This is a genomic window from Enterobacter sp. BNK-13 (genome assembly GCF_048685015.1).
GTDB classification, from domain to species: Bacteria; Pseudomonadota; Gammaproteobacteria; order Enterobacterales; family Enterobacteriaceae; genus Enterobacter; species Enterobacter quasiroggenkampii.
Map to the genome: position 1 here is coordinate 1395443 of NZ_JBLQTP010000001.1, position 24748 is coordinate 1420190.

The 24748-nt window shown below is 54.6% G+C and carries 23 protein-coding genes; 9 read left to right on the forward strand and 14 right to left on the reverse strand.

Translation table 11 applies throughout. The annotated features are described in order from the left end of the window. Nucleotides 1-52: 52 nt before the first annotated feature. The gene (gene nagK / locus ACMGGQ_RS06625) at nucleotides 53-964 is read left to right on the forward strand and encodes an N-acetylglucosamine kinase (RefSeq protein ID WP_420289739.1); all 912 of its coding nucleotides are present in this window, start codon (nucleotides 53-55) and stop codon (nucleotides 962-964) included. 14 nt (nucleotides 965-978) lie between these two features. Further along, nucleotides 979-1800 carry a Sir2 family NAD+-dependent deacetylase gene (gene cobB / locus ACMGGQ_RS06630; RefSeq protein WP_021240739.1) on the forward strand — a complete coding sequence of 274 codons (822 nt, stop codon included), beginning with the start codon at nucleotides 979-981 and terminating at the stop codon, nucleotides 1798-1800. Between the two features lie 45 nt (nucleotides 1801-1845). On the opposite strand, the gene ACMGGQ_RS06635 is transcribed toward cobB, so the two are convergent. Continuing rightward, nucleotides 1846-3777 carry a methyl-accepting chemotaxis protein gene (locus tag ACMGGQ_RS06635; RefSeq protein ID WP_420289740.1) on the reverse strand — a complete coding sequence of 644 codons (1932 nt, stop codon included), beginning with the start codon at nucleotides 3775-3777 and terminating at the stop codon, nucleotides 1846-1848. 237 nt (nucleotides 3778-4014) lie between these two features. Between ACMGGQ_RS06635 and ACMGGQ_RS06640 the strand changes: the two genes are divergently transcribed. Continuing rightward, nucleotides 4015-5244, forward strand: coding sequence for an EAL and HDOD domain-containing protein (locus ACMGGQ_RS06640; RefSeq protein WP_045910215.1), 1230 nt, complete (start codon nucleotides 4015-4017; stop codon nucleotides 5242-5244). 47 nt (nucleotides 5245-5291) lie between these two features. Here ACMGGQ_RS06640 and potD read toward each other — a convergent pair whose 3' ends face one another. Genes potD through potA form a run of 4 tightly spaced genes read right to left on the reverse strand, consistent with a single transcriptional unit; the run spans nucleotide 5292 to nucleotide 9094 of the window. Further along, nucleotides 5292-6326 carry a spermidine/putrescine ABC transporter substrate-binding protein PotD gene (gene potD / locus ACMGGQ_RS06645; protein WP_045910216.1) on the reverse strand — a complete coding sequence of 345 codons (1035 nt, stop codon included), beginning with the start codon at nucleotides 6324-6326 and terminating at the stop codon, nucleotides 5292-5294. Then, on the reverse strand, nucleotides 6323-7114 hold the full coding sequence (potC, locus tag ACMGGQ_RS06650) for a spermidine/putrescine ABC transporter permease PotC (RefSeq protein WP_008500765.1): 792 nt from the start codon (nucleotides 7112-7114) through the stop codon (nucleotides 6323-6325). Before potC ends, potD begins: the two co-directional genes overlap by 4 nt. Then, complete coding sequence (potB, locus tag ACMGGQ_RS06655) at nucleotides 7111-7968, reverse strand: spermidine/putrescine ABC transporter permease PotB (RefSeq protein ID WP_167212748.1); 858 nt, start codon at nucleotides 7966-7968, stop codon at nucleotides 7111-7113. Before potB ends, potC begins: the two co-directional genes overlap by 4 nt. Further along, nucleotides 7952-9094 (reverse strand): spermidine/putrescine ABC transporter ATP-binding protein PotA, encoded by a 1143-nt coding sequence (gene potA / locus ACMGGQ_RS06660; RefSeq protein WP_167213168.1) that lies wholly within the window; start codon nucleotides 9092-9094, stop codon nucleotides 7952-7954. The genes potB and potA overlap by 17 nt, the downstream gene beginning before the upstream one ends. 237 nt (nucleotides 9095-9331) lie before the next feature. On the opposite strand from potA, the gene pepT reads away from it, so the two are divergent. After that, nucleotides 9332-10555 carry a peptidase T gene (gene pepT, locus ACMGGQ_RS06665; RefSeq protein ID WP_044596805.1) on the forward strand — a complete coding sequence of 408 codons (1224 nt, stop codon included), beginning with the start codon at nucleotides 9332-9334 and terminating at the stop codon, nucleotides 10553-10555. Between the two features lie 99 nt (nucleotides 10556-10654). Continuing rightward, a complete protein-coding gene (locus ACMGGQ_RS06670) occupies nucleotides 10655-11146 on the forward strand; it encodes an REP-associated tyrosine transposase (protein WP_420289741.1) in 492 nt (163 codons plus the stop codon). An 87-nt stretch (nucleotides 11147-11233) separates the two neighbouring features. Here the strand turns inward: ACMGGQ_RS06670 and ACMGGQ_RS06675 are convergent, their stop codons facing one another. From ACMGGQ_RS06675 to rluE, 8 genes are all read right to left on the reverse strand, one after another. Then, on the reverse strand, nucleotides 11234-12355 hold the full coding sequence (locus tag ACMGGQ_RS06675) for a JmjC domain-containing protein (RefSeq protein WP_420289742.1): 1122 nt from the start codon (nucleotides 12353-12355) through the stop codon (nucleotides 11234-11236). A gap of 91 nt (nucleotides 12356-12446) precedes the next feature. Then, nucleotides 12447-13910, reverse strand: coding sequence for a two-component system sensor histidine kinase PhoQ (gene phoQ / locus ACMGGQ_RS06680; RefSeq protein WP_262750292.1), 1464 nt, complete (start codon nucleotides 13908-13910; stop codon nucleotides 12447-12449). Next, nucleotides 13911-14582, reverse strand: a complete 672-nt coding sequence (gene phoP, locus ACMGGQ_RS06685; protein ID WP_024908594.1) for a two-component system response regulator PhoP — start codon at nucleotides 14580-14582, stop codon at nucleotides 13911-13913. A 122-nt stretch (nucleotides 14583-14704) separates the two neighbouring features. Continuing rightward, the gene (gene purB / locus ACMGGQ_RS06690) at nucleotides 14705-16075 is read right to left on the reverse strand and encodes an adenylosuccinate lyase (RefSeq protein ID WP_045910223.1); all 1371 of its coding nucleotides are present in this window, start codon (nucleotides 16073-16075) and stop codon (nucleotides 14705-14707) included. 19 nt (nucleotides 16076-16094) lie between these two features. Beyond that, the gene (hflD, locus tag ACMGGQ_RS06695; protein ID WP_008500756.1) at nucleotides 16095-16724 is read right to left on the reverse strand and encodes a high frequency lysogenization protein HflD; all 630 of its coding nucleotides are present in this window, start codon (nucleotides 16722-16724) and stop codon (nucleotides 16095-16097) included. A gap of 28 nt (nucleotides 16725-16752) precedes the next feature. After that, entirely contained in the window at nucleotides 16753-17865 is a 1113-nt protein-coding gene (gene mnmA / locus ACMGGQ_RS06700) for a tRNA 2-thiouridine(34) synthase MnmA (protein ID WP_021241033.1), read from the reverse strand. A gap of 40 nt (nucleotides 17866-17905) precedes the next feature. Then, entirely contained in the window at nucleotides 17906-18379 is a 474-nt protein-coding gene (locus ACMGGQ_RS06705) for an NUDIX hydrolase (protein WP_196346146.1), read from the reverse strand. A gap of 9 nt (nucleotides 18380-18388) precedes the next feature. Next, nucleotides 18389-19042, reverse strand: coding sequence for a 23S rRNA pseudouridine(2457) synthase RluE (gene rluE, locus ACMGGQ_RS06710; RefSeq protein WP_111966898.1), 654 nt, complete (start codon nucleotides 19040-19042; stop codon nucleotides 18389-18391). 117 nt (nucleotides 19043-19159) lie between these two features. Between rluE and icd the strand changes: the two genes are divergently transcribed. The 3 genes from icd to ACMGGQ_RS06725 all read left to right on the forward strand — a co-directional run bounded on the left by icd (nucleotide 19160) and on the right by ACMGGQ_RS06725 (nucleotide 21155). Next, a complete protein-coding gene (gene icd, locus ACMGGQ_RS06715) occupies nucleotides 19160-20410 on the forward strand; it encodes an NADP-dependent isocitrate dehydrogenase (RefSeq protein WP_369399265.1) in 1251 nt (416 codons plus the stop codon). 77 nt (nucleotides 20411-20487) lie between these two features. Next, the gene (locus tag ACMGGQ_RS06720; RefSeq protein ID WP_420289743.1) at nucleotides 20488-20835 is read left to right on the forward strand and encodes a DUF1304 domain-containing protein; all 348 of its coding nucleotides are present in this window, start codon (nucleotides 20488-20490) and stop codon (nucleotides 20833-20835) included. 74 nt (nucleotides 20836-20909) lie between these two features. Continuing rightward, nucleotides 20910-21155, forward strand: a complete 246-nt coding sequence (locus ACMGGQ_RS06725; RefSeq protein ID WP_032639754.1) for a DUF2543 family protein — start codon at nucleotides 20910-20912, stop codon at nucleotides 21153-21155. A 290-nt stretch (nucleotides 21156-21445) separates the two neighbouring features. On the opposite strand, the gene ACMGGQ_RS06730 is transcribed toward ACMGGQ_RS06725, so the two are convergent. After that, entirely contained in the window at nucleotides 21446-22945 is a 1500-nt protein-coding gene (locus tag ACMGGQ_RS06730; RefSeq protein WP_420289744.1) for an EAL domain-containing protein, read from the reverse strand. 236 nt (nucleotides 22946-23181) lie between these two features. Between ACMGGQ_RS06730 and ACMGGQ_RS06735 the strand changes: the two genes are divergently transcribed. Beyond that, on the forward strand, nucleotides 23182-24702 hold the full coding sequence (locus tag ACMGGQ_RS06735; RefSeq protein ID WP_420289745.1) for an EAL domain-containing protein: 1521 nt from the start codon (nucleotides 23182-23184) through the stop codon (nucleotides 24700-24702). Nucleotides 24703-24748: the final 46 nt, after the last annotated feature.

Here is a 24748-nt window from a genome sequence, read left to right on the forward strand (position 1 = left end):
TACGTCATGATCTAGCGGCTTTCGGGTCGCCAGATCGAAAGAGGAATGCGTTATGTATTATGGATTTGATATTGGCGGCACCAAGATTGCGCTCGGCGTATTTGATAAAGACCTCAAACTGCAGTGGGAAACCCGCGTTCCCACGCCGCGCGACAGCTACGACGAATTTTTAAACGCCATTGCCGCGCTGGTGGCGCAGGCCGATGAACGCTTTGGCGTGAAAGGCAGCGTCGGCATTGGTATTCCGGGCATGCCGGAAACCGACGACGGTACGCTTTACGCGGCCAACGTGCCTGCCGCCAGCGGTAAACCGCTGCGCGCCGATCTCTCTGCTCTTCTTGAACGCGACGTGCGTTTAGATAACGATGCCAACTGCTTCGCGCTCTCTGAAGCCTGGGATGATGAATTCCGTCGCTACCCGCTGGTGATGGGGCTGATCCTCGGTACCGGCGTCGGCGGCGGAATCGTCATCAACGGTAAGCCCATCACCGGCCGCAGCTACATCACCGGCGAGTTTGGTCATATTCGCCTGCCGGTGGATGCCCTCGAGGTGGTGGGACGTGATTTTCCGCTAACCCGCTGCGGCTGTAGCCAGCACGGCTGTATTGAGAACTACCTTTCCGGCCGCGGGTTTGCATGGCTTTACGAACACTTCTATCATCAGAAACTTGAGGCCCCTCAAATCATTACCCTGTGGGAGCAAGGGGATGCGCATGCGCGTGAGCACGTCGAGCGCTATCTGGATCTGCTGGCGGTATGTCTGGGCAATATTCTCACTATCGTCGACCCGGATCTGCTGGTGATCGGGGGAGGGCTCTCAAACTTTACCGCGATTACGGAACGGTTGTCCGGGCGTTTGCCCCGACACTTATTGCCGGTTGCCCGCGTGCCGCGTATTGAACGCGCGCGACACGGGGACGCAGGAGGCATGCGCGGAGCCGCATTCCTTCATCTCACCGATTAGTTTACGAGGTTACTATGCTGTCGCGTCGCCAGGGTCGACTCAGCCGTTTTCGCAAAAACAAACGCCGCTTGCGTGAGCGTCTGCGCCAGCGGATCTTTTTCAGAGACAGAATGATGCCAGAAGCGATGGATAAACCCAGAGTGGTGGTGCTGACCGGGGCGGGGATCTCCGCCGAGTCAGGAATTCGAACCTTCCGCGCGGCGGACGGGTTGTGGGAAGAGCACCGCGTGGAGGATGTCGCCACGCCGGAAGGCTTTGCCCGCGACCCGGATCTCGTGCAGGCGTTTTACAACGCCCGCCGTCGTCAGCTTCAGCAACCTGACGTCGCGCCGAATGCGGCGCATCTGGCGCTGGCGAAGCTGGAAGAGGCGCTGGGCGATCGTTTTCTACTGGTAACGCAGAATATCGACAACCTTCACGAGCGGGCCGGTAACAAGAACATCATCCATATGCACGGCGAGCTGCTCAAGGTTCGCTGCGCCTGGAGCGGTCAGGTGCTGGACTGGAAAGAGGACGTGCTGCCAGAGGATAAGTGCCACTGCTGCCAGTTCCCGTCGCGCCTGCGTCCGCACGTGGTCTGGTTCGGCGAAATGCCGCTGGGAATGGATGAGATCTACAGCGCGCTGGCGATGGCCGACGTGTTTATCGCCATCGGCACATCTGGCCATGTTTATCCGGCGGCGGGGTTTGTCCACGAAGCGCGACTGCACGGCGCGCATACGGTAGAACTCAATCTTGAGCCAAGCCAGGTGGGTAGCGAGTTTGAAGAGAAACACTACGGTCTGGCAAGTACGGTTGTTCCGGAGTTTGTCGACAAGCTGCTGAAAGGGCTGTAACGCGAATCGCGTGAAAAGGCACCCGCTGGACGGGTGCCTTTTTATTTAAGAATGAAAGAACGCCAGCGTCTTCTCCAGCGATTTAGCCTGCTCGTCCAGGGAGAGCGCCGCCGCTGAGATCTGCTGAACCAGAGAAGCGTTCTGCTGGGTGGTGCTGTCCATCTGGTTAACAGCGGTACTGACCTGGCTAATTCCCCGATTCTGCTCGTCCAAAGCCTGAACAATGTCGTTGATGACCAGATGCACGTGCGACACCGCCTCAATCACCTGTTTCATCATTACGCCGGTCTCATTGACCAGCTCAACGCCTTTGCTGACGCGGCCTGAGGACTCGGCAATTAGCTGGGAAATTTCTTTAGCCGCGTTAGCGCTTCGCTGGGCAAGATTGCGCACTTCACCTGCGACAACTGCGAAACCGCGTCCCTGTTCGCCTGCGCGCGCCGCTTCAACGGCCGCATTCAGCGCCAGAATATTGGTCTGGAAGGCGATGCCGTCGACGATGCTGTTAATCTCACCGATCTTACGTGCGCTCTCGTCAATCTCCCCGATCACCATGACCACGTCGTTTACCAGCGTTTCGCCATGCCCGGCGAGGCTCGCGGCGCGATCGGTCAGCGTGGTGGCCTTGTGGGCGTTGTCGGCGTTATTCTTCACCGTGACCGAAATCTCTTCCATGCTGGCAGCCGTTTCAACAATCGCCGCCGCCTGTTCTTCGGTACGCGAGGCGAGGTCAAGGTTGCCCGCCGAAATTTCGCTGGTCCCGCCGTGCACCGAATGGCTGGCTTCGCTGATGTTGCCGACGATGCGCTTGAGCTGCGTCTGCATGGTGTGCAGGGCATAAAAAATGCTGTGGGTATCCCCGGAACGCACCGGGATAGTGTTGTTCAGATCTCCCCGAGCGACGGCAAGGGCAATACCAGCGGCCTCGGAAGGTTCTCCCCCCACCGGACGGTCAACCTTGCGGGTAAAGATCTGGGCCATCACCAGGCTGACCGCAACGATGCTTAACACCATCAGGACGATGGCTTTCAGTAAAAATGCGCGCGCTTCGGCCATCACTTCGCTGACCGGGGTGATAATAGCCAGTTTCCACGGCGTCTGGCTGTTGCCGACGGCGATGTCCTGCCAGGTGATAAACACCTCTTCCTTCAGCAGCGGATCGTTTACCCGGGTGACGTCATGACCGGCAATCTGACCCGCGTAAGGCTTGCCTGCAGCCCGTTTGTCCGGGCTGGACACCACGTTATTGCCCGCAGACAGGAGGAGGGCGTAGCCTGTGCCGTTCCACGGTTTAATTGCGCCGATCGTGGACTGCAGCGTGGCGAGCGAGAAGTCAGAGGTGACCGAGCCCAGAAACTGACCGTCACGCATGATGGGGGCGGCAATCGAGGTGAGCATCACGTCCACGCCGTTGTAGGGGTAAATATAGGGTTCGATGATCACATCTTTATGCCGCTGTTTCGGCAGCAGATAATAATCACCGCTGCCGGGCGTTTCGATGTCCGTCAGCAGGTGCAACGCCGGTTTGCCGGTGGCATCGCGGTCGACGTAGCGGGCGTAGCGCCCGGCAGGATCTTCACCGCTCTGACCGGCAAAGGCGGCATCTTTATCGTCAAACGCGTTGGGCTCAAAGGCCATCGACATGGAGAGAAACGACGGGTGAGCCGAGAGGTAGTGGATGAGCAGCTGGTTCAGGCTCTGGCGATCGGATACGCCCGCCTCACGCAGCGCCAGGGCGCTGTTGCCCATATCCCGGGCGGCAGTCAGAGCGGAATCCAGCTGTTTGCTGACCTGTAAAGCCTGTACCTCGGCTATCTGGCGGATATGTTTTTTGGCCAGCACCTCTTGCTGCGCCATCCACTGCCACATCATAAACCCGATCGTTGCCGTAAAGCCCACCGTCACGGTGAGGAAAATGGACAATAGCATCAACGTCTTGACTCTTATTTTTTGTTTTTGGACCATGGCGTCTTTCATTCTCATCTCCCGTAATGTCGTGCATGTCGGGCAGGCACACAGTACTTATCGGATATTTCGTTCTCTTTCTGTAGAGCGCCGGATATATTTAATTTAAATTCCAGAATATTAAATCCCGTTAATTAGTGTGGATGCTTTTATTTTGTGCATTCAATCAAAATAGCGCTCGATAATGCTCGTTATCATCGTGTAGAAAGAGGATGCTAATAAATATTAAGTGGTAGAGGAGGATGGGATATGTACGGATTTATCGCGCGACAACCCATTTTTAACCCAGAGATGAATACCGTGGCCTATGAGCTGCTTTTCAGAGACGGGATGACAAACCGTTTTCCGGATGTGTCGGCGGAATATGCCACGTCCAGGATGATATCCGATCAGTTTTTATGTGTGCCGTCCCAGCGCATCGCCGGGGCACATACGTCGTTTATTAATTTCCCTTCAAGGATGGTCATTGACCGCAGTGGCGAAGCGCTTGATAAAGAGAGCGTGGTAATTGAGATCCTTGAAGATGCTGTGCCGGGGGCCGAACTGCTGCAGGCCGTCAGGGAGATGAATGCGCATGGCTACCAGTTTGCGCTTGATGATTTCACCCTTGCGCCAGAATGGGATGCTTTTTTACCCTATATTTCGATCCTGAAATTCGACGTCAGAAATTATACTTTAGCGCAAATTAAAGCGTATCTGAAAGCACGTAAACATCTGACCGGTCATATTAAATATCTCGCTGAAAAAGTTGAGACTAAAGAGGAATTCAACCAATACAGGGACGAGGGGTTCTCTCTGTTTCAGGGCTATTTTTTCTGCCGTCCGGAGGTCATTAAATATAAACGGCTGTCGCAAAATCAGCTGGCGATTTTCCGGCTGCAAATGGAGGTCGGACGCAATAAACCTGATTTTCGAATCATCGAGTCGTTGATAAAAACGGATCTGACGCTCTCTTATAAAATCATGCGCTATATGAAGCATACGGCGTTTAAACATGTCGGCGCCTGTAATTTCAGCAAGTTAACCCTGAGCGAGGTGCTCAGGTATCTTGGCGAAAATCAGCTCCGACGGTTTGTTGCCGTCGTGGTCCTCGCCAGTGCGGGTAATGACACCGTCAGCGAGCTTTACCCGCTAAGCATGATGCGCGGCAAGTTCTGCGAACTGATTGCAGAGACGATGAAAGACCCGATTCTGGCTGAAAATGCGTTCATGTGCGGCCTGTTTTCTTTGCTCGATACCCTTCTTGAGTTGCCGATGGCCGAGTTGATGAAGCAAATTGCGGTACCGCAGAGCGTGAGCAACGCGCTGTGCCATCAGGAGGGACAGTTAGCCGACATGATCAACCTCTGTCGTTATTATGAACAGCAGCGCTGGGACGAGGCAACCCGGGTTCGTCAGGCGCTGGGTCTGTCTGATGAGGAGGTAGTGGAGGCGATGCGAAAGGCGACGATCTGGGCAGGAGAGAATGCGGTCAGTTAATTCCCCCTCACGCCGCGCAGGCGGCGTGAAGAAGAACACGATACCGGTTAGCGGCCCGCTTTTAACTTCTGGTAATACTCTTCGTAGAGGCGGCTGGCGTCGCCGACATCGTTCTGCCATTCACCTTTGCTGATGGTTTCGGCGTCCGGGTAGAGCGACTTATCGTTAGCCACGTCAGGCTTCAGCAGCTTGCGTGCGGCCAGGTTGGGCGTCGGGTAGCCAATCGTCTCGGCAACCTGTTTCGCCACGTCAGGGCGCAGCAGGAAGTCAATCAGCTTATGCGCCCCGTCCACGTTTTTCGCGTTGGCCGGGATTGAAAGACTGTCCATCCAGAAAATCCCACCCTCTTTTGGCCAGACAACCTCAAGCGGCGTACCGGCCTGGCGGGCGACATACGCGGAGCCGTTCCACACCATCCCCAGGTTCACTTCGCCTTCCATATACGGGTTTGCCGGGTTATCGGAGTTGAATGCCGCCACGTTAGGCATCAGCTTTTTCAGCTCGGTATACGCCGCTTCAATCTCTTTTGGATCCGTCGTATTGCCCGAGTAGCCCAGCTTGCGCAGCGCGATCTGGAACACTTCACGTGCGTCGTCGGTCAACAACAGGCTGCCTTTGTACTCCGGTTTCCACAGGTCGGCCCAGCTTGTCACCGATTTCGGATCGACGGCCTCGCTGTTAACGCCAATCGCGGTTGCCCCCCAGATATACGGAATGGAGTAGTCGTTATTCGGGTCAAACGGCTTGTTGAGCATCTCCGGATCGAGGTTTGAAAAATGGGTTAGCTTCGTTTTATCGATCTTCTGGATCATGCCCTCTTTGCGCATTTTGTCGACAAAGTAGGTGGAAGGAACCACCAGATCGTATGCGCCGTCTTTGTAGGTTTTGAGCTTGGCATACATGGTTTCATTCGACTCGTAGGTCGAGTAGATCACCTTGATGCCCGTCTCTTTGGTGAACTGTTCCAGCAGTCCCGGCGGCACATACTCGGTCCAGTTGTAGAAGTAGAGCGTTTTGCTGTCATCAGCGTGCGCGGCACCCATGCCAAGCACCAGCGCCGCAGCGGCGAGCATTTTTTTCATTTCATTGTCCCCTGAGATTTTGTTTTATCACGAGCAATAACCTGGCTGGCGATCACCAGAACCAGCGAAAACACCAGCAGAATGGTCGCCAGCGCGTTCACCTCAGGTGAAACGCCGACTTTCACCATCGAATAGATTTTCAACGGCAGAATTTCATAGCTCGGCCCGGTCACGAAGGAGGAGACCACCACGTCATCCATCGACAGGGTAAAGCTCAGCAGCCATCCTGCCGCCACGGCGGGCATCGCCAGCGGCAGGATGATTTTGCGCAGGATGGTCATCTCGCTGGCGCCCAGGTCTTTCGCCGCCTCTAGCATGCGCACGTCGAACCCTTTCAGGCGCGCAAAGACGGTCACCACCACAAACGGCAGGCAGAAGGTGATATGGGAAAACAGCAGCGACCAGAAGCCAAGCTGAACGCCCAGTAGCATAAACAGCACCAGCAGCGAAATCGCCATCACGATGTCCGGCGACATCATCACCACAAACAGCATGCCGCTGACGAACGGCTTACCGCGAAAGCGATAGCGATAGAGCGCCACGGCGGTCAGGGAGCCAATCAGCGTGGCGAAGGTGGCGGAGAAGATCGCCATCGTCAGCGAGTGCTGAGCGGCCTGCAGCAGGCTGTCATTGTTCATCAGCAGGCTGTACCAGTCGGTGGTAAAGCCCTGCCAGTTAATCCCAAAGCGCGAGCTGTTAAACGAGTTCACGATCAAAATGATGATCGGGATATACAGGTAAGCGTAAATGGCGGTCATAAAACCGCCGCGAAGCAGTCGACCGATCATTCGAGTTCCACCTTCTTATTCAGCAGCCGTGAGGCGCGCCAGTAGACCAGCAGCATCAGACCCATCACCACCGTCAGCGTAATGCTGGTGGCGGACCCGAACGGCCAGTCGCGGATGTTGAGGAACTGGCTCTTGATCACATTCCCAATCAGCAGGTTTTTCGCCCCGCCCATCAGGTCAGAAACGTAGAACAAGCCCATCGCCGGGAGCATCACCAGCAGACAGCCCGCGATAATACCGGGCATGGTCAGCGGGATGATAATGCGGATAAAGGTCTGGAACCTGTTGGCACCTAGATCTTTTGCCGCTTCCAGCAGCGGTTTATCCAGCTTCTCAATGCTGGAGTAGAGCGGCATCACCATAAACGGCAGCAGGATATAGACCAGACCGACAATCACCGCGCTCGGGGTGAACATGATGCGGATCGGCGTATCAATCACTCCCAGCCACAGCAGAAATTCATTGAGGTAGCCTTTGGTGCTGAGGAAGATTTTCAGCCCGTAGATGCGAATCAGCGAGTTGGTCCAGAACGGCACAATCAGTAAAAATAGCAGCAGGGGCCGCACCTTTTGCGGCAGGCCCGCGAGGAACCACGCGAAGGGATATCCCAGCACCAGACAGGCAATCGTGGCAATCAGCGCCATATTCAGTGAGTGCAGCAGCACGTCAAAATAGAGCGGATCGAGCAGGCGCGTGTAGTTGTCCAGCGTAAAGACCAGCGAAACGAAATGGGTATCGTCGCGGGTCAGGAAGCTGGTGGCGATAATCATCAGGTTGGGGAGAAAGACAAACAACACAAGCCAACCGACGATCGTGGCAATCACCACATTCTGGAACTTACTTGTGTTCTTCATCAGCCAGTACAACCTCCCAGCTTTCTACCCAGTTGATAACCATTTTCTGGTCGAGAGAGTGGTCGAAGTCAGGGTCGTCCTCGTTAAAGAACTCGCTGACCATCACCATTTTGCCGTTCTCCAGCTCGACGACAGACTCCAGCGTCATCCCTTTGTAGTTGCGCTCGCGGATATAGCCGATTAACCCTTCGGCCTCGGCATTGCCGTGGATTTCATCGACGCGCAGATCTTCCGGGCGCAGCAGAACGTTGAGCTTTTGTCCCTTTTCGACGGGGAAATTCACCGTGATGGCGCACTCCCGTCCTTCGACGCGGGCCCGGACGCGCTGGTCGTCCAGACGTTCGATCACCGTGGCGTCAAAGATATTGATTTCACCAATGAAGCTGGCGACAAACAGGTTCTTCGGCTCTTCGTAGATTTCACGCGGTGTGCCGTCCTGCTCGATTTTACCGTCACGCATCACCACGATGCGGTCGGACATGGTCAGGGCCTCTTCCTGGTCATGGGTGACGAAGACAAAGGTAATGCCGAGCTTGCGCTGCAGAGCCTTGAGCTCGTTCTGCATCTGCTTGCGCAGCTTGTAATCCAGCGCGGAGAGGGATTCATCCAGCAGGAGCAGACGCGGCTTGTTGACCACGGCGCGGGCGATGGCCACGCGCTGCTGCTGGCCGCCGGAAAGCTGATGCGGTTTTCGCTGGGCGAACGTCTCAAGCTGCACCATGCGCAGGGCTTCGGTGACGCGCGGTTCGATTTCATTCGCCGGGGTTTTTTGCATCCGCAGGCCAAACGCCACGTTTTCAAACACGGTCATGTGCGGGAAGAGGGCATAGCTCTGAAAGACAGTATTGACGTGGCGGTCTTCGGCGGGAACCTGGGTGATGTCCTGGTTTTCAAGATGGATATGGCCGTTATCGACGCTTTCCAGCCCGGCGATAAGGCGCAGTACGGTTGTTTTGCCGCAGCCGGAGGGGCCAAGCAGCGTCAGAAACTCACCGTCATTGATGGTGAGAGTGAGGTCGGAAATGACGTCCTTGCCATCAAAACTTTTACGAATTCGTTCCAGTTTCACCAGCGGTGAACGGGTTTGTGTATTCAATTTTTGCGCTGTCCCATATAGACGCCTCAGGCAGCAGACTGAAGCGGGGTTTGTGTGTAACCACCTTGGTGACTCGTAATGAGGGCGGACATTCTACGGCAATCCCCTGCAATCGCCAATCCTTGTCACTGATTCATAAGCTACATTTACTAACGCATAACGATATAAACGGAAAATATTCTCGTTTGCGGGATAAAAGTGACCTGACGCAATATTTGCGTTTTGATGCTTATTGATAATGTTGTCACAAAAAGTGAGGGTGACTGCATGGATAAATTACTTGAGCGTTTTTTACAGTACGTTTCGCTGGATACCCAATCTAAACCGGGTGTTCGCCAGGTGCCGAGCACCGAAGGCCAGTGGAAGTTATTAAACCTGCTTAAAGAGCAGCTTGACGCCATGGGGCTGGTCAACGTCACGTTAAGCGAGAAAGGCACTGTGATGGGAACGCTGCCGGCGAATGTCCCGGGTGACATTCCGGCGATTGGCTTTATCTCCCATGTCGACACCTCTCCGGATTTTAGCGGTAAACATGTGAACCCGCAGATTGTTGAAAACTACCGCGGCGGCGACATTGCGCTGGGCATAGGCGACGAAGTGCTCTCGCCCGTCATGTTCCCGGTGCTGCACCAGCTCCTGGGCCAGACGCTGATCACCACCGACGGAAAAACGCTGCTGGGGGCGGATGATAAAGCGGGGATCGCAGAAATCATGACGGCGCTGGCGGTGCTGAAGGGCAAAGATATCCCGCACGGCGATATCCGCGTGGCCTTTACGCCGGATGAAGAGGTCGGCAAGGGCGCGAAGCACTTCGACGTGGACGCCTTTAACGCGCAGTGGGCCTACACCGTTGACGGTGGCGGCGTCGGTGAGCTGGAGTATGAAAACTTCAATGCTGCCTCGGTGACGATCAAAATTGTCGGCAACAACGTTCACCCCGGTTCGGCGAAAGGCGTCATGGTGAACGCGCTGTCGCTGGCATCGCGAATTCATGCGGAAGTCCCGGCGGAAGAGAGTCCCGAACAGACCGAGGGGTATGAAGGGTTCTATCACCTGACCAGCATCAAAGGCACCGTGGACAGCGCGCAGATGCACTACATCATCCGCGATTTCGACCGCAAAGCCTTTGAGGCGCGCAAGCGTAAGATGATGGAGATCGCCAAGAAGGTGGGCAAGGGCCTGCATCCTGACTGCTACATCGAGCTCATCATCGAAGACAGCTATTACAATATGCGCGAGAAGGTGATGGCGCATCCGCATATTCTCGATATCGCCCAGCAGGCGATGCGCGACTGCGATATTGAACCGCAGCTGAAGCCGATTCGCGGCGGCACCGACGGTTCTCAGCTGTCATTCATGGGGCTACCGTGCCCGAACCTGTTTACCGGTGGCTATAACTACCATGGCAAACATGAGTTTGTGACGCTGGAAGGGATGGAAAAGGCGGTGCAGGTGATTGTGCGGATTGCGGAGTTGACCGCGAAGCGGTAGCCGCTTTAAGCCGGGTGGCGGCTACGCCTTACCCGGCCTACGTTCAAATTGTAGGCCCGGTAAGCGCAGCGCCACCGGGCAGAAAGGCAAGGAGTGCCCATGTCAAACTACCGTCGCCATTACGTCCCCGGTGGAACCTGGTTCTTCACCGTCAACCTGCAAAATCGTCAGAGCGATTTGCTTACCCGTCATATCGATAGCCTGCGTTCCGCCGTCTCAACGGTTAAGCGTGCGAAGCCCTTCACCATCAACGCGTGGGTTATTCTGCCTGAACACATGCACTGTATCTGGACCCTACCGGAAGGAGACAGTGATTTTTCTGCTCGCTGGCGGGATATCAAAAAGACGTTCAGCCGCAACGTCGACATGGGTCATATCTGGCAACCACGATTCTGGGAACACACTATCCGCAACGAAGAGGACTACCGGCGGCATGTGGATTACATTTACATCAATCCGCTGAAGCACGGCTATGTGGGTAAAGTCAGCGACTGGCCGTTTTCAACGTTTCATCGGGACGTGCAGGAAGGATTGTATCCGGTGGATTGGGCCGGCGAGATCGAGGATTTTGCGGCGGGTGAGCGTCGATAAAAACGCCCGGTGGCGCTACGCTTACCGGGCCTACGATCCGAATGTAGGCCGGGTAAGGCGTAGCCGCCACCCGGCAAATATCACGACTCAGTCCTCAAAGAACCAGTACCCGCTGTTGACCAGTGCGGCCAGCATCGCGAGGAAAGACGGGTCTTCCAGCGCATCGCCAAAGGTATCGGCAGTCAGCACCAGATGGCTGGCAATCGCTTCCAGCGCCGGACGGTGTGGAGAGTCCAGCTTCTCGCCGTTGACGAACACCTCCTCACCAATACGCAGCACGCGTAGTCCGCCCAGGCGCGTCAGCTTATCGCCCTGCTGAAGCGCATCATAAATCTCGTCAGCCTGATACGGCGGCTCCGGTGGTGCAACGTCCAGCTCGTGGCGGGACTGGCTGATAAACTCGCCAAACCACTGTTTGAAGTGCTCTGGCTCGTTAATCAGATCCAGCATCATGCCGCGCAGCTTATCCAGCTCTGCGGGCAGGATATCGGCCGGATGATCGCGTGCAGGCACATCAGGGTCGCTGTAACGATAGCTGCCCAGCTCGCGCTGCAGAACATAGTCGGCAAATCCGCTGATCATCTCGCGCCCGCTTGGCGCGCGGAACCCGACGGAGTAGTTGAGGGAATTCTCCAGGGAGTAACCTTCGTGAGGGAATCCCGGTGGAATGTAGAGAATGTCACCCGGCTCCAGCTCTTCGTCGATAATCCCGTCAAACGGGTCAACCTGAAGCAGGTCCGGATGCGGGCAGTGCTGCTTCATGGGGACTTTTTCGCCCACGCGCCAGCGGCGGCGGCCCGTACCCTGAATAATAAACACGTCGTACTGGTCCAGATGCGGACCGACGCCACCGCCAGGAACGGAGAAGGAGATCATCAGATCGTCCATGCGCCAGTCGGGCAGGGCGCGGAATGGACGCATTAAGGCGGCCGTTGGCTCGTGCCAGTGGTTGACCGCCTGCACCAGCAGCGACCAGTTGTTTTCACCGAGGTGATCGTAGCTTTCGAAAGGACCGTGGCTAACCTGCCATTTCCCGTCCTGGTGGCTGACCAGACGGCTGTCGACTTCGTTTTCCATAGCCAGACCGGCCAGCTCGTCAGGCGAGATGGGGTCGACAAAATTGCTGAACCCGCGCTTCAGAACGACCGGGCGTTTTTGCCAGTAACGTTCAATAAACTCGGGCCAGTTAAGCGTTAAGTGATAATCCATATTTTTTTATTCCGCAGGCTCTTACTGACTCGGATTATAACGGAAGCTCAGCCCCCCGGCTGCGAGATCCTCGCAATTTTCACATAACGGGTTAACTATCGTTCGATGTGGGCTGTTGGCGACCAAAAATGACCTCCATTCGCGCGCCGCCCAGCAAACTTTCACTGGTTTCGATTTTCCCGTCGTACTGATCGACAATCTCACGCGCGACGGCTAATCCAACGCCCTGGCCAGGACGTAGCGTATCGGCGCGTTGACCGCGATCGAACACCACATCACGTTTATTGCGCGGGATCCCCGGGCCATCATCCTCAACGATGATATGCAGTTCGTTATCCGTCTGGCGCGCCGACACTTCCACGAACTCCAGACAGTATTTGCAGGCGTTATCCAGCAGGTTACCCATCACTTCCATGAAGTCATTTTTTTCACCCACAAAGCTTATCTCTGGCGAGATATCGAGGCTGATGTTCACCCCTTTACGCTGATACACCTTGTTGAGGGCAGACGTGAGGTTATCCAGAAGCGGGGCGACCGGATGCAGCTCGCGGCTCAGCAGCGCGCTGCCGGAACGCATGCTGGCGCGGTGGAGGTAATAGCCAATTTGCTGGGAAATACGGCTGATCTGCTCCAGCATCACCGGCTCGGCATCGTCAACGCTCAGCTTCGAACTGCGCATGGAACGCAGGGTGCTTTGCATGACCGCGAGCGGGGTTTTCAGGCTGTGGGTCAGGTCGGTAAGCGTCGTACGGTATTTATCATAGCGTTCGCGTTCACTTTTCAGCAGGCGGTTGAGGTTTCGCACCAGGCTGGTGAGCTCGCGGGTGGTTTCCGGATTAAGCTTTTCGCGATGATGCTCTTCCAGCTCGCGAACCTCTTTCGCCAGTGATTCAATGGGGCGCAAGCTCCACCACGCCGCCACCCACAGCAGCGGGATCACCAGCAGCAGATTTGCCGCCAGAACGTAGATGAACCAGCTCCAGACCATATAAGAACGCTTTAGCTCGACCGGAATGGTGTCGATCACCACGATGGTCAACTGCGGCATGTTTAGCGTCGCCGGATAGAGGTTAATCGCGACGGAGTGCGTCATCTCCGTTTCGGCATCGTCGGCGCGGATCTCGTTCAGCTTTTGCTGCAGGGAGCGATCTTCACGGATCAGCGAGCTGGTGGTGTTGAGATCGGCTTCAATTTCATGAAACCCGTTGGTTTTGAGCCAGTCCGGACGAATGCTTTTGACCAGCCACGGGATGTCCCGCTGCGACCACAGTAGCTTCCCCTTTTCGTCATAAATCAGGGCCAGCGTGGGGCTCTGCTGATTGAGGTTTTCCGGCATTTCGACGGTGATTTTATTGTCTTCCCACTTCGCCAGGGTATAAAACAGATTGCTTTCGCCACGCAGCAGGCGAAAGGTGGTTTTATCAAAGCTGACGCTGTAGCCCACCAGGGCGACCATGCCGTAGGAGAGCGACAGCACCAGTACGACGGCTGCCGTTGCCAGTAAAAAGCGCACCCGCAGCGAGAGGGGCAAAATATGGCGCAAGATCCGTCTCATTTAGCGTAATTCGAACAGGTAGCCCTGGCCACGGACGGTGGTAATCACATCCTGTGGATATTGCGCCTGAATTTTCTTACGTAAACGTCCCATCAGCACGTCAATGGTATGGCTCTCACGCAGTTCAGCATCAGGATAGAGCTGGAGCATCAAGGAGTCTTTGCTCACGACCTTACCGTTGTTACGGATCAGCGTCTCCATGATGGTGTATTCGAAAGCGGTGAGCTTGATCACTTCATCATTGATGGATAATTCCCGGCGGGAGAGGTCGACCTGGAAAGGCGGGATGGAGATAACCTGAGATGCCAGCCCGCTGTTGCGACGAAGCAGCGCCTGCATGCGGGCCGCCACCTCTTCTATATGGAACGGCTTGGTGACGTAATCATCTGCACCCGCGCTGAGCACTTCGACCTTATCCTGCCAGCCTTCACGGGCGGTCAGCACCAGAACCGGCAGAGAAACATCGTGGCTGCGCCAGCGGCGAATCAATGACAGACCGTCTTCATCAGGCAACCCTAAATCGACAATGGCGATATCCGGCAGGTGTTCATTGAGATAATAATCAGCTTCTTTTGCATCTTCAGCATCGTCCACCTGATGTCCCATCTCCTGAAGCTGAACCTTCAGGTGATGACGTAGCAATGCGTTATCCTCAACAACCAGTACGCGCATCATCTTTTCTCCCAGAATAAATAGTATGAATAGTTTAACGCTGATTATGTTGCTGTGGGGATAAACATTGAGTAAACCGGGGAAAAGCAACCCCCTTTCCGGGCGGAAAGGGGGAGAGGAGATTACTTCAGCTCGTCAACCATGGTGATGGCGCGGCCAATGTAGTTCGCCGGAGTCATCGCCTTCAGGCGGGTTTTCTCTTCTTCCGGCAGCGCCAGGCCGTCGATAAACTGCTTCATACCTTCGGCGTCAACGCGTTTGCCGCGGGTCAGCTCTTTCAGTTTTTCGTACGGTTTTTCGATGCCATAACGACGCATCACGGTCTGAATTGGCTCCGCCAGCACTTCCCAGTTGTGATCCAGTTCGTCCAGCAGACGATCGCGGTTCACTTCCAGTTTGCTCACGCCTTTCAGTGTGGACTGGTACGCAATCAGCGCGTAGCCGATGCCCACGCCCAGGTTACGCAGCACGGTGGAGTCGGTCAGGTCGCGCTGCCAGCGGGATACCGGCAGTTTGCTTGCCATATGCTGCAGCACGGCATTCGCCAGACCCAGGTTGCCTTCGGAGTTTTCGAAGTCGATCGGGTTCACTTTGTGCGGCATGGTGGAAGAGCCAATTTCACCCGCGATGGTTTTCTGTTTGAAGTGGTTCAGGGCGATGTAGCCCCACACGTCACGATCGAAGTCGATCAGGATGGTGTTGAAGCGCGCGATGCAGTCAAACAGTTCGGCGATATAGTCGTGCGGCTCAATCTGGGTAGTGTACGGGTTCCACTGAATGCCCAGCGAGGTCACGAACTCTTCGCTGAACTGGTGCCAGTCCACTTCCGGATACGCGGCGATGTGGGCGTTATAGTTACCGACCGCGCCGTTGATTTTGCCCAGAATTTCAACCTGTTCCAGCTGACGATACTGGCGCTCCATACGGTACGCGACGTTCGCCATCTCTTTACCCATCGTGGATGGGGTGGCTGGCTGGCCGTGGGTACGGGAGAGCAGCGGAATGTCGCGGTATTCCACGGACAGCGCTTTCACCGCATCGATGATTTTACGCCAGTAAGGCAGCACCACCTCTTTGCGCGCGGTAGAGAGCATCAGGGCGTGCGACAGGTTGTTGATGTCTTCAGACGTACAGGCGAAGTGGATGAACTCAGACACGGCGTGCAGCGCAGGAACGCTTTCCACTTTCTCCTTCAGGAAGTACTCGACCGCCTTCACGTCGTGGTTGGTGGTGCGCTCAATGGTTTTAATGCGCGCGGCATCTTCTTCATTGAAGTCGGCAACGATTTTATCAAGGTAATCGTTTGCCTTTTCATCAAAAGCAGGAACTTCCTTGATTGCTGCCTGGGCGGCCAGCTTTTGCAGCCAGCGTACTTCAACCTGAACACGGAACTTCAGCAAACCATATTCGCTGAAGATCCCGCGCAGCGCGCTGACTTTATCGCCGTAGCGTCCATCGACAGGGGATACGGCGGTCAGTGAGGATAATTCCATAATTCGCAACTCCGGGAGGTTAACAATGAGCAAGAATTTGTTTTGCCTGAGTGGTCAGGCGATTACGAGAAAACATTAGCTGCAGGCGGCCACCGCCAACCTGGTGCCACAGCACGGCAGCGCGGATCCCAGCCAGCAGGGACGCGCGTACTTTTGCCTGTACCTGCGGACTTTGCAGCACGGCAGGGGAGCCGGTGACCTGTATACGCGGTCCCAGCGGGCTGATGACGTCAACATAAATGCCGGCCATGGCGCTCAGCAGCGTGTCGGACTGCAGGTCAAAATGATCGAGCTGACGCTGTAGCCCGGCAATGCGATCGCCCAGGGTATTAAGCGCGCCTTTTGCTGCGCTCAGCTTACGCTCCAGCACCATCAGGCTCAACGTGTAACGGGTCAGCTCTGCGTTTAACCCCTGACGGCTGCTGGCGTTAAGCACGCCAAGCAGGGTTTCAAGACCGAGACGAAGATTGGTTTCACTGCCACCGAACACGCCCAGGGTTGAACCGGGGTTGAGGTCGATAACGCTGTTGAGTGAAACGTGCAGGGCGTCAGCGTCGCAATGACCCTGATGTGCCAGCTGTTGCACCAGACGGGCTGACTGGCAAATTCCCGCCAGCGCCAGGGTGATGTCATAGTAGTTCTTCGCCACACGGTCTCCTTTATGTGTGCAATCGCTGTTAAACAGCGGGCAGCGGCAGGCGCTGTTCAATGATCCCGCCGCCCAGGCAGATTTCTCCGCTGTAGAAGACAGCAGACTGGCCCGGGGTGACGGCGGCGACCGGCTCGTCGAAGCGCACGTCAATGCGATCGTCATCGAGCGCGGTAACGGTGCAAGGAATATCGGTCTGACGGTAGCGTGTTTTCACCGTGCAGCGCAGCGTGCCTTTCAGCGGCTCACGATCGACCCAGTGAAGCTGTTGCGCAATCAGGCCAACGGACATCAGACGCGGATGGTCGTGACCCTGAGCAACAACCAGAATATTGTTTTCGACATCTTTGTCGACCACGTACCACGGATCTTCGCTACCTTCTTTCGTCCCGCCGATACCCAGGCCTTTACGCTGGCCTAAGGTGTGGTACATCAGCCCCTGATGCTGGCCAATCTCTTCCCCGTCGACGGTGACAATTTTACCCGGCTGTGCGGGCAGGTAACGTCCGAGGAAATCGCGGAATTTGCGCTCGCCGATGAAGCAGATACCGGTAGAGTCTTTTTTCTTCGCGGTAATCAGGTCCAGCTCTTCGGCGATTTTACGCACCTGCGGCTTTTCCAGCTCGCCGACAGGGAACAGGCTCTGGGCGATTTGCTCGTGGCTCAGCGTATAGAGGAAGTAGCTTTGATCTTTGTTGCCGTCCAGACCGCGCAGCAGCTGGCTTTTGCCATTCACGTCTGCGCGACGCACGTAGTGACCGGTCGCAATGTAGTCTGCGCCCAGATCTTCCGCGGCGAATTCCAGGAAGGCTTTAAATTTGATCTCTTTATTGCACAGAATATCCGGGTTCGGCGTGCGGCCCGCTTTGTACTCTTCGAGGAACAGTTCAAACACGTTGTCCCAGTATTCTGCGGCAAAGTTAACGGTGTGCAGTTCAATGCCGAGCTTATCGCATACGGCCTGCGCATCGGCGAGATCCGCAGCGGCAGTGCAGTATTCCTCGCCATCATCTTCCTCCCAGTTCTTCATGAACAGGCCCTCCACCTTATAGCCCTGTTGCTGTAACAGGTAGGCGGAAACGGAGGAATCGACACCGCCGGACATGCCGACGATCACTTTTTTCTGGCTATTATCTGACATGGAATACTCACGACATTGAACTTCAAGGCGGCGTATTCTATCACGCCCCCCCACCATTGGCACCCTCTGTAAACGGCCAGTTAAAAGCGCCGATGACATCCAGCGGCAGGCGTGCGCCTGACTGCCAGCAGCGAATGCTTTCCGCAACCAGCGGCGAGCGCAGGTTTCGCGCGTTCAGGATCTCGTCGGCGGTGACCCACAGACAGCGGTCGATATCGTCATCCTGCGGCTCAGTGGCGCACGTTTCGCTAAGCTCAACGGCAAATAAAAAACGCAGGAAGGGGGTGCTATCGGGTGCAATCCACTGGTGCATACGGATGAAGTGCTGGGGTTCAGCGTGAATGCCGGTCTCTTCCCACAGCTCGCGTTTTGCGGCCTGAAGAAGGGTCTCATTGGTTTCAAGGTGTCCGGCTGGCTGGTTCCACAGCGCTTTGCCGTTAATGCTCTCTTCGACAACCAGGAATTTACCCCGGGCGTGGACCACGCAGGCAACCGTGACATGAGGTTTAAACATAGTGACTCCTTAAAAGGTAACGTCTCGCCATTCACCGTTTGCCAGCGTTTCCAGGGTGTAGTTACCCATAGCGTAGCGAATCAGACGCAGGGTAGGGAAGCCGACGTGCGCGGTCATCCGCCGAACCTGACGGTTGCGGCCTTCATAAAGGGTGATTTTGAGCCAGCTGGTCGGAATGGATTTGCGTTCGCGGATCGGCGGATTGCGCGGCCACAGCCACTCCGGTTCATTCACGCGTTCAATACCTGCCGGCAGGGTGGGACCGTCGTTCAGCGTGACGCCTTTGCGTAATTTATCCAGCGTTTCTTCGTCCGGCTCGCCTTCGACCTGGACGAAGTAAATTTTGCCGGTGCGTTTTCCCGGCTGCGTGAGCTTCGCCTGCAGCGCGCCGTCGTTGGTCAAGACCAGCAGGCCTTCGCTGTCCCGGTCCAGACGCCCGGCCGCGTAGACCCCCTGAACAGGAATGTAGTTCTTTAGCGTGCTGCGTCCGGCTTCGTCGGTGAACTGCGGCAAAACATCGTAGGGTTTATTGAACAGAATCACCCGCTTTGGCTGGGTTTCTTGCGGTCGTCTGGCGGCTTGTCGGGAGCTGAATCGCTCAACCCGGTGTTTTGTAAAAGAAGTTTTCTTCATGGTATTTTCAGGCGTTATCAATTGCCGCATTATAGCCTAATAACGAAGACCTTTCATGGCGTCGGACAATCAGGTACTATCGAAGGGCTCATTACAATTTATTAACATAAGATCAGTAACAACCAGAAGCGCTCGAAGGAGAGGTTAATGGAAAGCAAAGTAGTTGTTCCGGCGGAAGGTAAAAAGATCACCCTGCAAAACGGCAAGATTAACGTTCCTCACAATCCGATTATTCCGTTCATCGAAGGTGACGGTATCGGTGTAGACGTTACCCCGGCAATGCTGAAAGTGGTTGATGCCGCTGTTGAGAAAGCCTACAAAGGCGAGCGTAAAATTTCCTGGATGGAAATTTACACCGGTGAGAAATCGACGCAAGTTTATGGCCAGGACGTCTGGCTGCCAGCAGAAACGCTGGACCTGATCCGCGACTACCGCGTTGCTATTAAAGGCCCCCTGACCACCCCAGTCGGCGGCGGTATCCGTTCTCTGAACGTAGCTCTGCGTCAGGAGCTGGACCTGTACGTGTGTCTGCGTCCGGTTCGTTACTATCAGGGCACCCCAAGCCCGGTTAAGCACCCGGAACTGACCGACATGGTTATCTTCCGCGAAAACTCAGAAGACATCTACGCGGGTATCGAATGGAAAGCGGACTCTGCTGACGCAGAAAAAGTGATTAAATTCCTGCGCGAAGAGATGGGCGTGAAGAAAATTCGCTTCCCTGAGCATTGCGGTATCGGCATTAAGCCGTGCTCCGAAGAAGGAACCAAGCGTCTGGTGCGCGCGGCCATCGAATATGCGATCACCAACGACCGTGACTCAGTGACCCTGGTTCACAAAGGCAACATCATGAAGTTCACCGAAGGCGCGTTCAAAGACTGGGGCTACCAGTTGGCGAAAGAAGAGTTCGGCGGTGAGCTGATCGACGGCGGCCCATGGCAGAAGATCAAGAACCCGAACACCGGCAAAGAGATCATCATTAAAGATGTGATCGCCGATGCGTTCCTGCAGCAGATCCTGCTGCGTCCTGCGGAATACGACGTAATCGCCTGTATGAACCTGAACGGTGACTACATCTCTGACGCCCTGGCTGCACAGGTTGGCGGTATCGGTATCGCCCCTGGCGCGAACATCGGTGACGAGTGCGCCCTGTTCGAAGCGACCCACGGTACGGCACCAAAATACGCAGGTCAGGACAAAGTGAACCCAGGCTCTATCATCCTGTCCGCAGAGATGATGCTGCGTCATATGGAATGGTTCGAAGCCGCAGACCTGATCGTTAAAGGTATGGAAGGCGCGATCAACGCGAAAACCGTAACTTACGATTTCGAACGTCTGATGGACGGCGCTAAGCTGCTGAAATGCTCAGAGTTTGGCGACGCGATCATCGCGAACATGTAATCCAGATTCTGGGTTAAACAAGAGCGGGGGCCTGAGGGTTCCCGTTTTTTTTGCCTCTGCCTGCGGGAGACAACTCGATGTTAGCCACTGTCCTTATCGCTGTCGTTGCACTCATCCATCTCTACATTCTTGTGCTGGAAATGTTTCTGTGGAATACCAAAACAGGGCACAAGGCTTTTAATCTGCGTCCTGATTTTGCGCGCGACACCCGCGTGCTGGCCGCGAATCAGGGGCTGTATAACGGTTTTCTGGCAGCCGGTCTGCTCTGGAGCCTCTGGCTCGGCGAAAAGGGGATTCAGGTAGCCATCTTCTTCCTGACCTGTGTACTGATCGCCGGAATTTTTGGCGCAGCCACCGCCAGCCGTAAAATTTTGTATGTGCAGGCCATACCCGCGCTCGCAGCGCTGCTTGCGTTACTCCTCTGAAGCAATGCTTTGGTTGAGATAACGCCTCCGATATACTCGTGACGTTACCTTTATTGACCTGAGACGAGACTGTTATGCACAACGACATCCCACTGAAATATTATGACATTGCCGACGAGTACGCGACGGAAGCCGCAGAGCAAGTCGCTGAGTCAGAGCGCGACGCGCTGGCACACTATTTCCAGCTGCTGCTCACCCGCTTAGCGAATAATGAGGAGATCAGCGAGGAAGCCCAGCAGGAGATGGCCGCTGAAGCCGGGATCCGTGCGGGTCGCATTGATGATGTTGCGAACTTCCTCAATCAGTGGGGAAATGAATAGCCTGCCTTAGAAACCGTTATGCTGATGCTTTGCGATACAGCTCAGCATCACGCTATCGGACCACATGCATTTTTTCCGCAGAATAGGCGAAGCGGGTTTATCGATAAACAGCGCGAAAATAACGATCAGAAAGAACAGTACCACTGGAAAAAGTAAGGATAATTTCACGTTTTTAACCAAAATAAGAGTGTGCTTCAGGGTAATCTACCGTCTGAATATGACGACTATATGTTTTGGCGGAAAAAATGGAAACGCCTGAGCGTAAAAAAACGTGCATGGCAGGCTTCTGATTACAGGGCGACGCCAGTGAGTCGCTTCGCCAGTTCGCTCCGGGTGAGTGCTTTTGAAAAATACCATCCCTGGATCAGGGCATCGGGATATCTGTCCGCAATGAAGCGATATTGAATTTCATTTTCCACGCCCTCGAAAACAAGGGTTTTATTCAACTTCGCAAGGGCATCGCTGAAGATAACAAAGATGTTTTGCTTATAATGCTCGCTGACGCCATCCACCAGCGACTTATCAATTTTAATTTCATCATATTCAAGCTGCGACAGCCGGGCCAGATTTGAATTTTGCACGCCAAAATCATCGATTGAAATTTTAACGCCAAGCGACTTCAGTTCCTGACAGAACTCCTCGAGGATACCCGCCGCGGAAACGGCTTTCTCAGAAAGCTCGACCTTCATCAGGGAAAGGGGGAGGCGATTGGCTAAGCACTCGCGACGCAAAATGTTAATAAACTGTCCGTCTTCAATTTCTTTTCGCCCAACGTTGATTGAAACGATCAGCTGATGCTTAATCGCCAGCGGGGCAATTTCTGAAAGGGACTTCCCGATAATATTGCTGTAATATTTTTTATACAGACCGATTTTCTTAATTAATGGGATGAACAGCTCCGGCGAGACGTCTCCGTGCTTTTGATCGCGCCATCGCGACAGAACTTCGACACCCACGATTTTTTGATCGCGAATACGAATAATGGGCTGATAATTAACGCTGAAGGTATTCGTTATCACGGCTTTGATCAGCGTGCGTTCCAGCGAAAAACGGTCTTCATAGAGACGGAAGATAAATAACGTTATCGCGACCCAGATAAAAAAGAGTATGACCGCGAGAAACGTAAAGATAAACGGGGGGAGCGAGGCCAGTCCCGCATCGTGGTGTTTTACAATCACGCATAAATCCCACGAGGCGCTGCACTGTGTAATGGTCAGGGTGAACAACACCGAATGCAGCCAGCTCCGCGGCTTCAGCTCAGGGGCGGCTGAAAAAAAGATCCGGCCAAAGTCCTTCGTGGTGGCGCTCAGAGAATAGCTTGCGGTTACCGGGGTAAATTTATCGTAAGCATAGCGGGAGGTGAAGATAATTATATTATTATAAATAGCCGCATTGCCCGTGAAAAAGTCTTTTCTGGAAAACTGCGCCAGGAGAAAACCTCTCGGCGTTTTATGCAGTTCCGCAGGAAGTGGAACGGGCGTCGCGAGTTTACCCCAAAAAGCGGTACAGACAATTTTTCCCTTTTCGATAAAACCGATATCGCTGAAATAGAGGTTATTAAGCTTTATTTGCCTGTAGCTATCAAGGCTGGCTTTATCACATCCCTGCGTCGTTATGCTTTTGAGGCCCAGCGCCACGCTTTGGGACAGATCTTCTGAATAATGTAAAAGGGTTTGGGATATTTCAAGCTGTTTGGTTTTTTGCTGACCGATGATAACCACGTTGACCGCATAAAGAGACAGGATGACCAGAAGCGTTGAAACGATCGCAACGGCAATGCGCTTTTTCATTTTCCAGTTATCCTGTCCGCTCCCTGATTTCACAAAGCTTAACACAGACAGGGCAAGGCACAAGCCTGATAGTTACGTCGGGAGAGCAAATTTGAGCGGGTGAACTCATACGAAAGCATCAGTTTTTTAAGACAATTCTCAGCTAAGCTATTTTCATTGTGATAAGTAACGCCGGTTAAACCACGGGTTCTTCTTTCCGATCCTCCATGCTTGTTTATTCTATTAAGGAAAACATCGTGCGTAACGTGATGATCACTGTTCTCAGTGCCTTGTTTCTTTTTCTGATCGGCATACTGATTATTAACTGGCAGTTATGGCAGATGGCGAAAATGAATAACGTTCATACCGCCACGGTAAGCACCCAGAAAATAGAAAACATTCTGTCGGAAGCCGTCAGTGCGGCCAGCACGGCGAAGCGCGTTGCGGAGCAGGGGTGTACCAGCAGCGGGCAGCTGGCGCTGGGGACAGAAGCCGCGCTAAAACCGCATCTGCGCGCCATCATGATCCAGCAGCAGGGAAAAATCATCTGTACTTCCCTTCCCGGGAATGGCGTTTTGATTGTGCATCCGGAGACGTTACCTGAACAAAAATTAATGCTGCTACCCGGTAACCGACTGGTGAACGGCATCCCGGTGCTTGTCTTCCAGATGCCCATTGCGGGAGGGCGCGTCATCGTCAGCGTCAGTGATGCGCATTTGCAGGACGTCATCGCGAACGCATCAAACAGCGTTGACCTGGGGTTGGTTGTCGGCGACAGGATGTTTACGCGCAACGGTGAGGTGACCGGCTGGAAAGCGGCCTCGTGGGCGGGGTCACTGACGACCTCTTCGCACTTCCCCTTCAGTCTGGCCTGGCAACCGCCCGCCTTTTTTAGCCTGACGCGGCTACTGCAACAGGGATGGAGCCTGATTCTGCTGATTCTCGCGCTATCCGTGGCGGTGGGCATTTTGATCCGCCGCTACAAGGGGAAAAGTACCACCTTTGAAGACGATTTGCGTAAGGCCATTTTGCAGGGAGAGATCGTGCCTTATTACCAGCCGATCGTGAACGGCGATACCGGCGGGTTATACGGTGTTGAAGTCCTGGCAAGGTGGAAGCATCCTAAGTCAGGCTTTATCCCGCCGGACGTCTTTATCCCGATAGCTGAACGTAGCGGGTTGATTATTCCGCTGACCAAAGGCTTGATGGCGAAAGTGGTCACACAGCTTAAGCCGCTCCTGCCTAAGCTGCCGGACGGGTTCCATATCGGGGTGAACATCAGCGCCAGACACATCAATGCCCCTTCTTTCATCGGTGACTGCCGAATCTTCGGCAAGGGATTTCAGGGTAAAGCCGTGAAGCTGGTGCTTGAGGTGACCGAACGTGAACCGTTGATCGATAATCCTCATCTGGTGGAAAACCTCAACGCGCTGCATAACGCCGGTTTTGTCATAGCACTGGATGATTTTGGTACCGGGTATTCCGGGCTGTCATGCCTCAATGCGCTTGCCATAGATTATATTAAAATTGATAAAAGCTTTGTTAACCGGGTATCAGAGGAGAAGGACTCAACGATCCTGCTGGACTGCGTTATTGACCTGGCGAAAAAACTTTCATTGCGGATCGTGGCCGAAGGCGTAGAAACGAAAGAGCAGCTGGAGTATCTCAACCGTAATGAGATTACCCTGCTGCAGGGTTATTATTTTGGTAAACCCGTCTCCTATATCGATTTTATTAAAGTCATTTTATCTAAGCCCAGGGAGACCGTGATGGTGTAAAACGCGGGCGTTGCTGAGCGTCAGGAATAGCGCTGGTTACCAGGCG

Excerpts from the sequence above, each read along its gene's own strand:
- nagK (WP_420289739.1), top strand. The coding sequence starts at position 53 with ATGTATTATGGATTTGATATTGGCGGCACCAAGATTGCGCTCGGCGTA.
- cobB (WP_021240739.1), top strand. The coding sequence starts at position 979 with ATGCTGTCGCGTCGCCAGGGTCGACTCAGCCGTTTTCGCAAAAACAAA.
- ACMGGQ_RS06635 (WP_420289740.1), bottom strand. The coding sequence starts at position 3,777 with ATGAAAGACGCCATGGTCCAAAAACAAAAAATAAGAGTCAAGACGTTG.
- ACMGGQ_RS06640 (WP_045910215.1), top strand. The coding sequence starts at position 4,015 with ATGTACGGATTTATCGCGCGACAACCCATTTTTAACCCAGAGATGAAT.
- potD (WP_045910216.1), bottom strand. The coding sequence starts at position 6,326 with ATGAAAAAAATGCTCGCCGCTGCGGCGCTGGTGCTTGGCATGGGTGCC.
- potC (WP_008500765.1), bottom strand. The coding sequence starts at position 7,114 with ATGATCGGTCGACTGCTTCGCGGCGGTTTTATGACCGCCATTTACGCT.
- potB (WP_167212748.1), bottom strand. The coding sequence starts at position 7,968 with ATGAAGAACACAAGTAAGTTCCAGAATGTGGTGATTGCCACGATCGTC.
- pepT (WP_044596805.1), top strand. The coding sequence starts at position 9,332 with ATGGATAAATTACTTGAGCGTTTTTTACAGTACGTTTCGCTGGATACC.
- ACMGGQ_RS06670 (WP_420289741.1), top strand. The coding sequence starts at position 10,655 with ATGTCAAACTACCGTCGCCATTACGTCCCCGGTGGAACCTGGTTCTTC.
- ACMGGQ_RS06675 (WP_420289742.1), bottom strand. The coding sequence starts at position 12,355 with ATGGATTATCACTTAACGCTTAACTGGCCCGAGTTTATTGAACGTTAC.
- phoQ (WP_262750292.1), bottom strand. The coding sequence starts at position 13,910 with ATGAGACGGATCTTGCGCCATATTTTGCCCCTCTCGCTGCGGGTGCGC.
- phoP (WP_024908594.1), bottom strand. The coding sequence starts at position 14,582 with ATGCGCGTACTGGTTGTTGAGGATAACGCATTGCTACGTCATCACCTG.
- purB (WP_045910223.1), bottom strand. The coding sequence starts at position 16,075 with ATGGAATTATCCTCACTGACCGCCGTATCCCCTGTCGATGGACGCTAC.
- mnmA (WP_021241033.1), bottom strand. The coding sequence starts at position 17,865 with ATGTCAGATAATAGCCAGAAAAAAGTGATCGTCGGCATGTCCGGCGGT.
- ACMGGQ_RS06705 (WP_196346146.1), bottom strand. The coding sequence starts at position 18,379 with ATGTTTAAACCTCATGTCACGGTTGCCTGCGTGGTCCACGCCCGGGGT.
- rluE (WP_111966898.1), bottom strand. The coding sequence starts at position 19,042 with ATGCGGCAATTGATAACGCCTGAAAATACCATGAAGAAAACTTCTTTT.
- icd (WP_369399265.1), top strand. The coding sequence starts at position 19,160 with ATGGAAAGCAAAGTAGTTGTTCCGGCGGAAGGTAAAAAGATCACCCTG.
- ACMGGQ_RS06720 (WP_420289743.1), top strand. The coding sequence starts at position 20,488 with ATGTTAGCCACTGTCCTTATCGCTGTCGTTGCACTCATCCATCTCTAC.
- ACMGGQ_RS06725 (WP_032639754.1), top strand. The coding sequence starts at position 20,910 with ATGCACAACGACATCCCACTGAAATATTATGACATTGCCGACGAGTAC.
- ACMGGQ_RS06730 (WP_420289744.1), bottom strand. The coding sequence starts at position 22,945 with ATGAAAAAGCGCATTGCCGTTGCGATCGTTTCAACGCTTCTGGTCATC.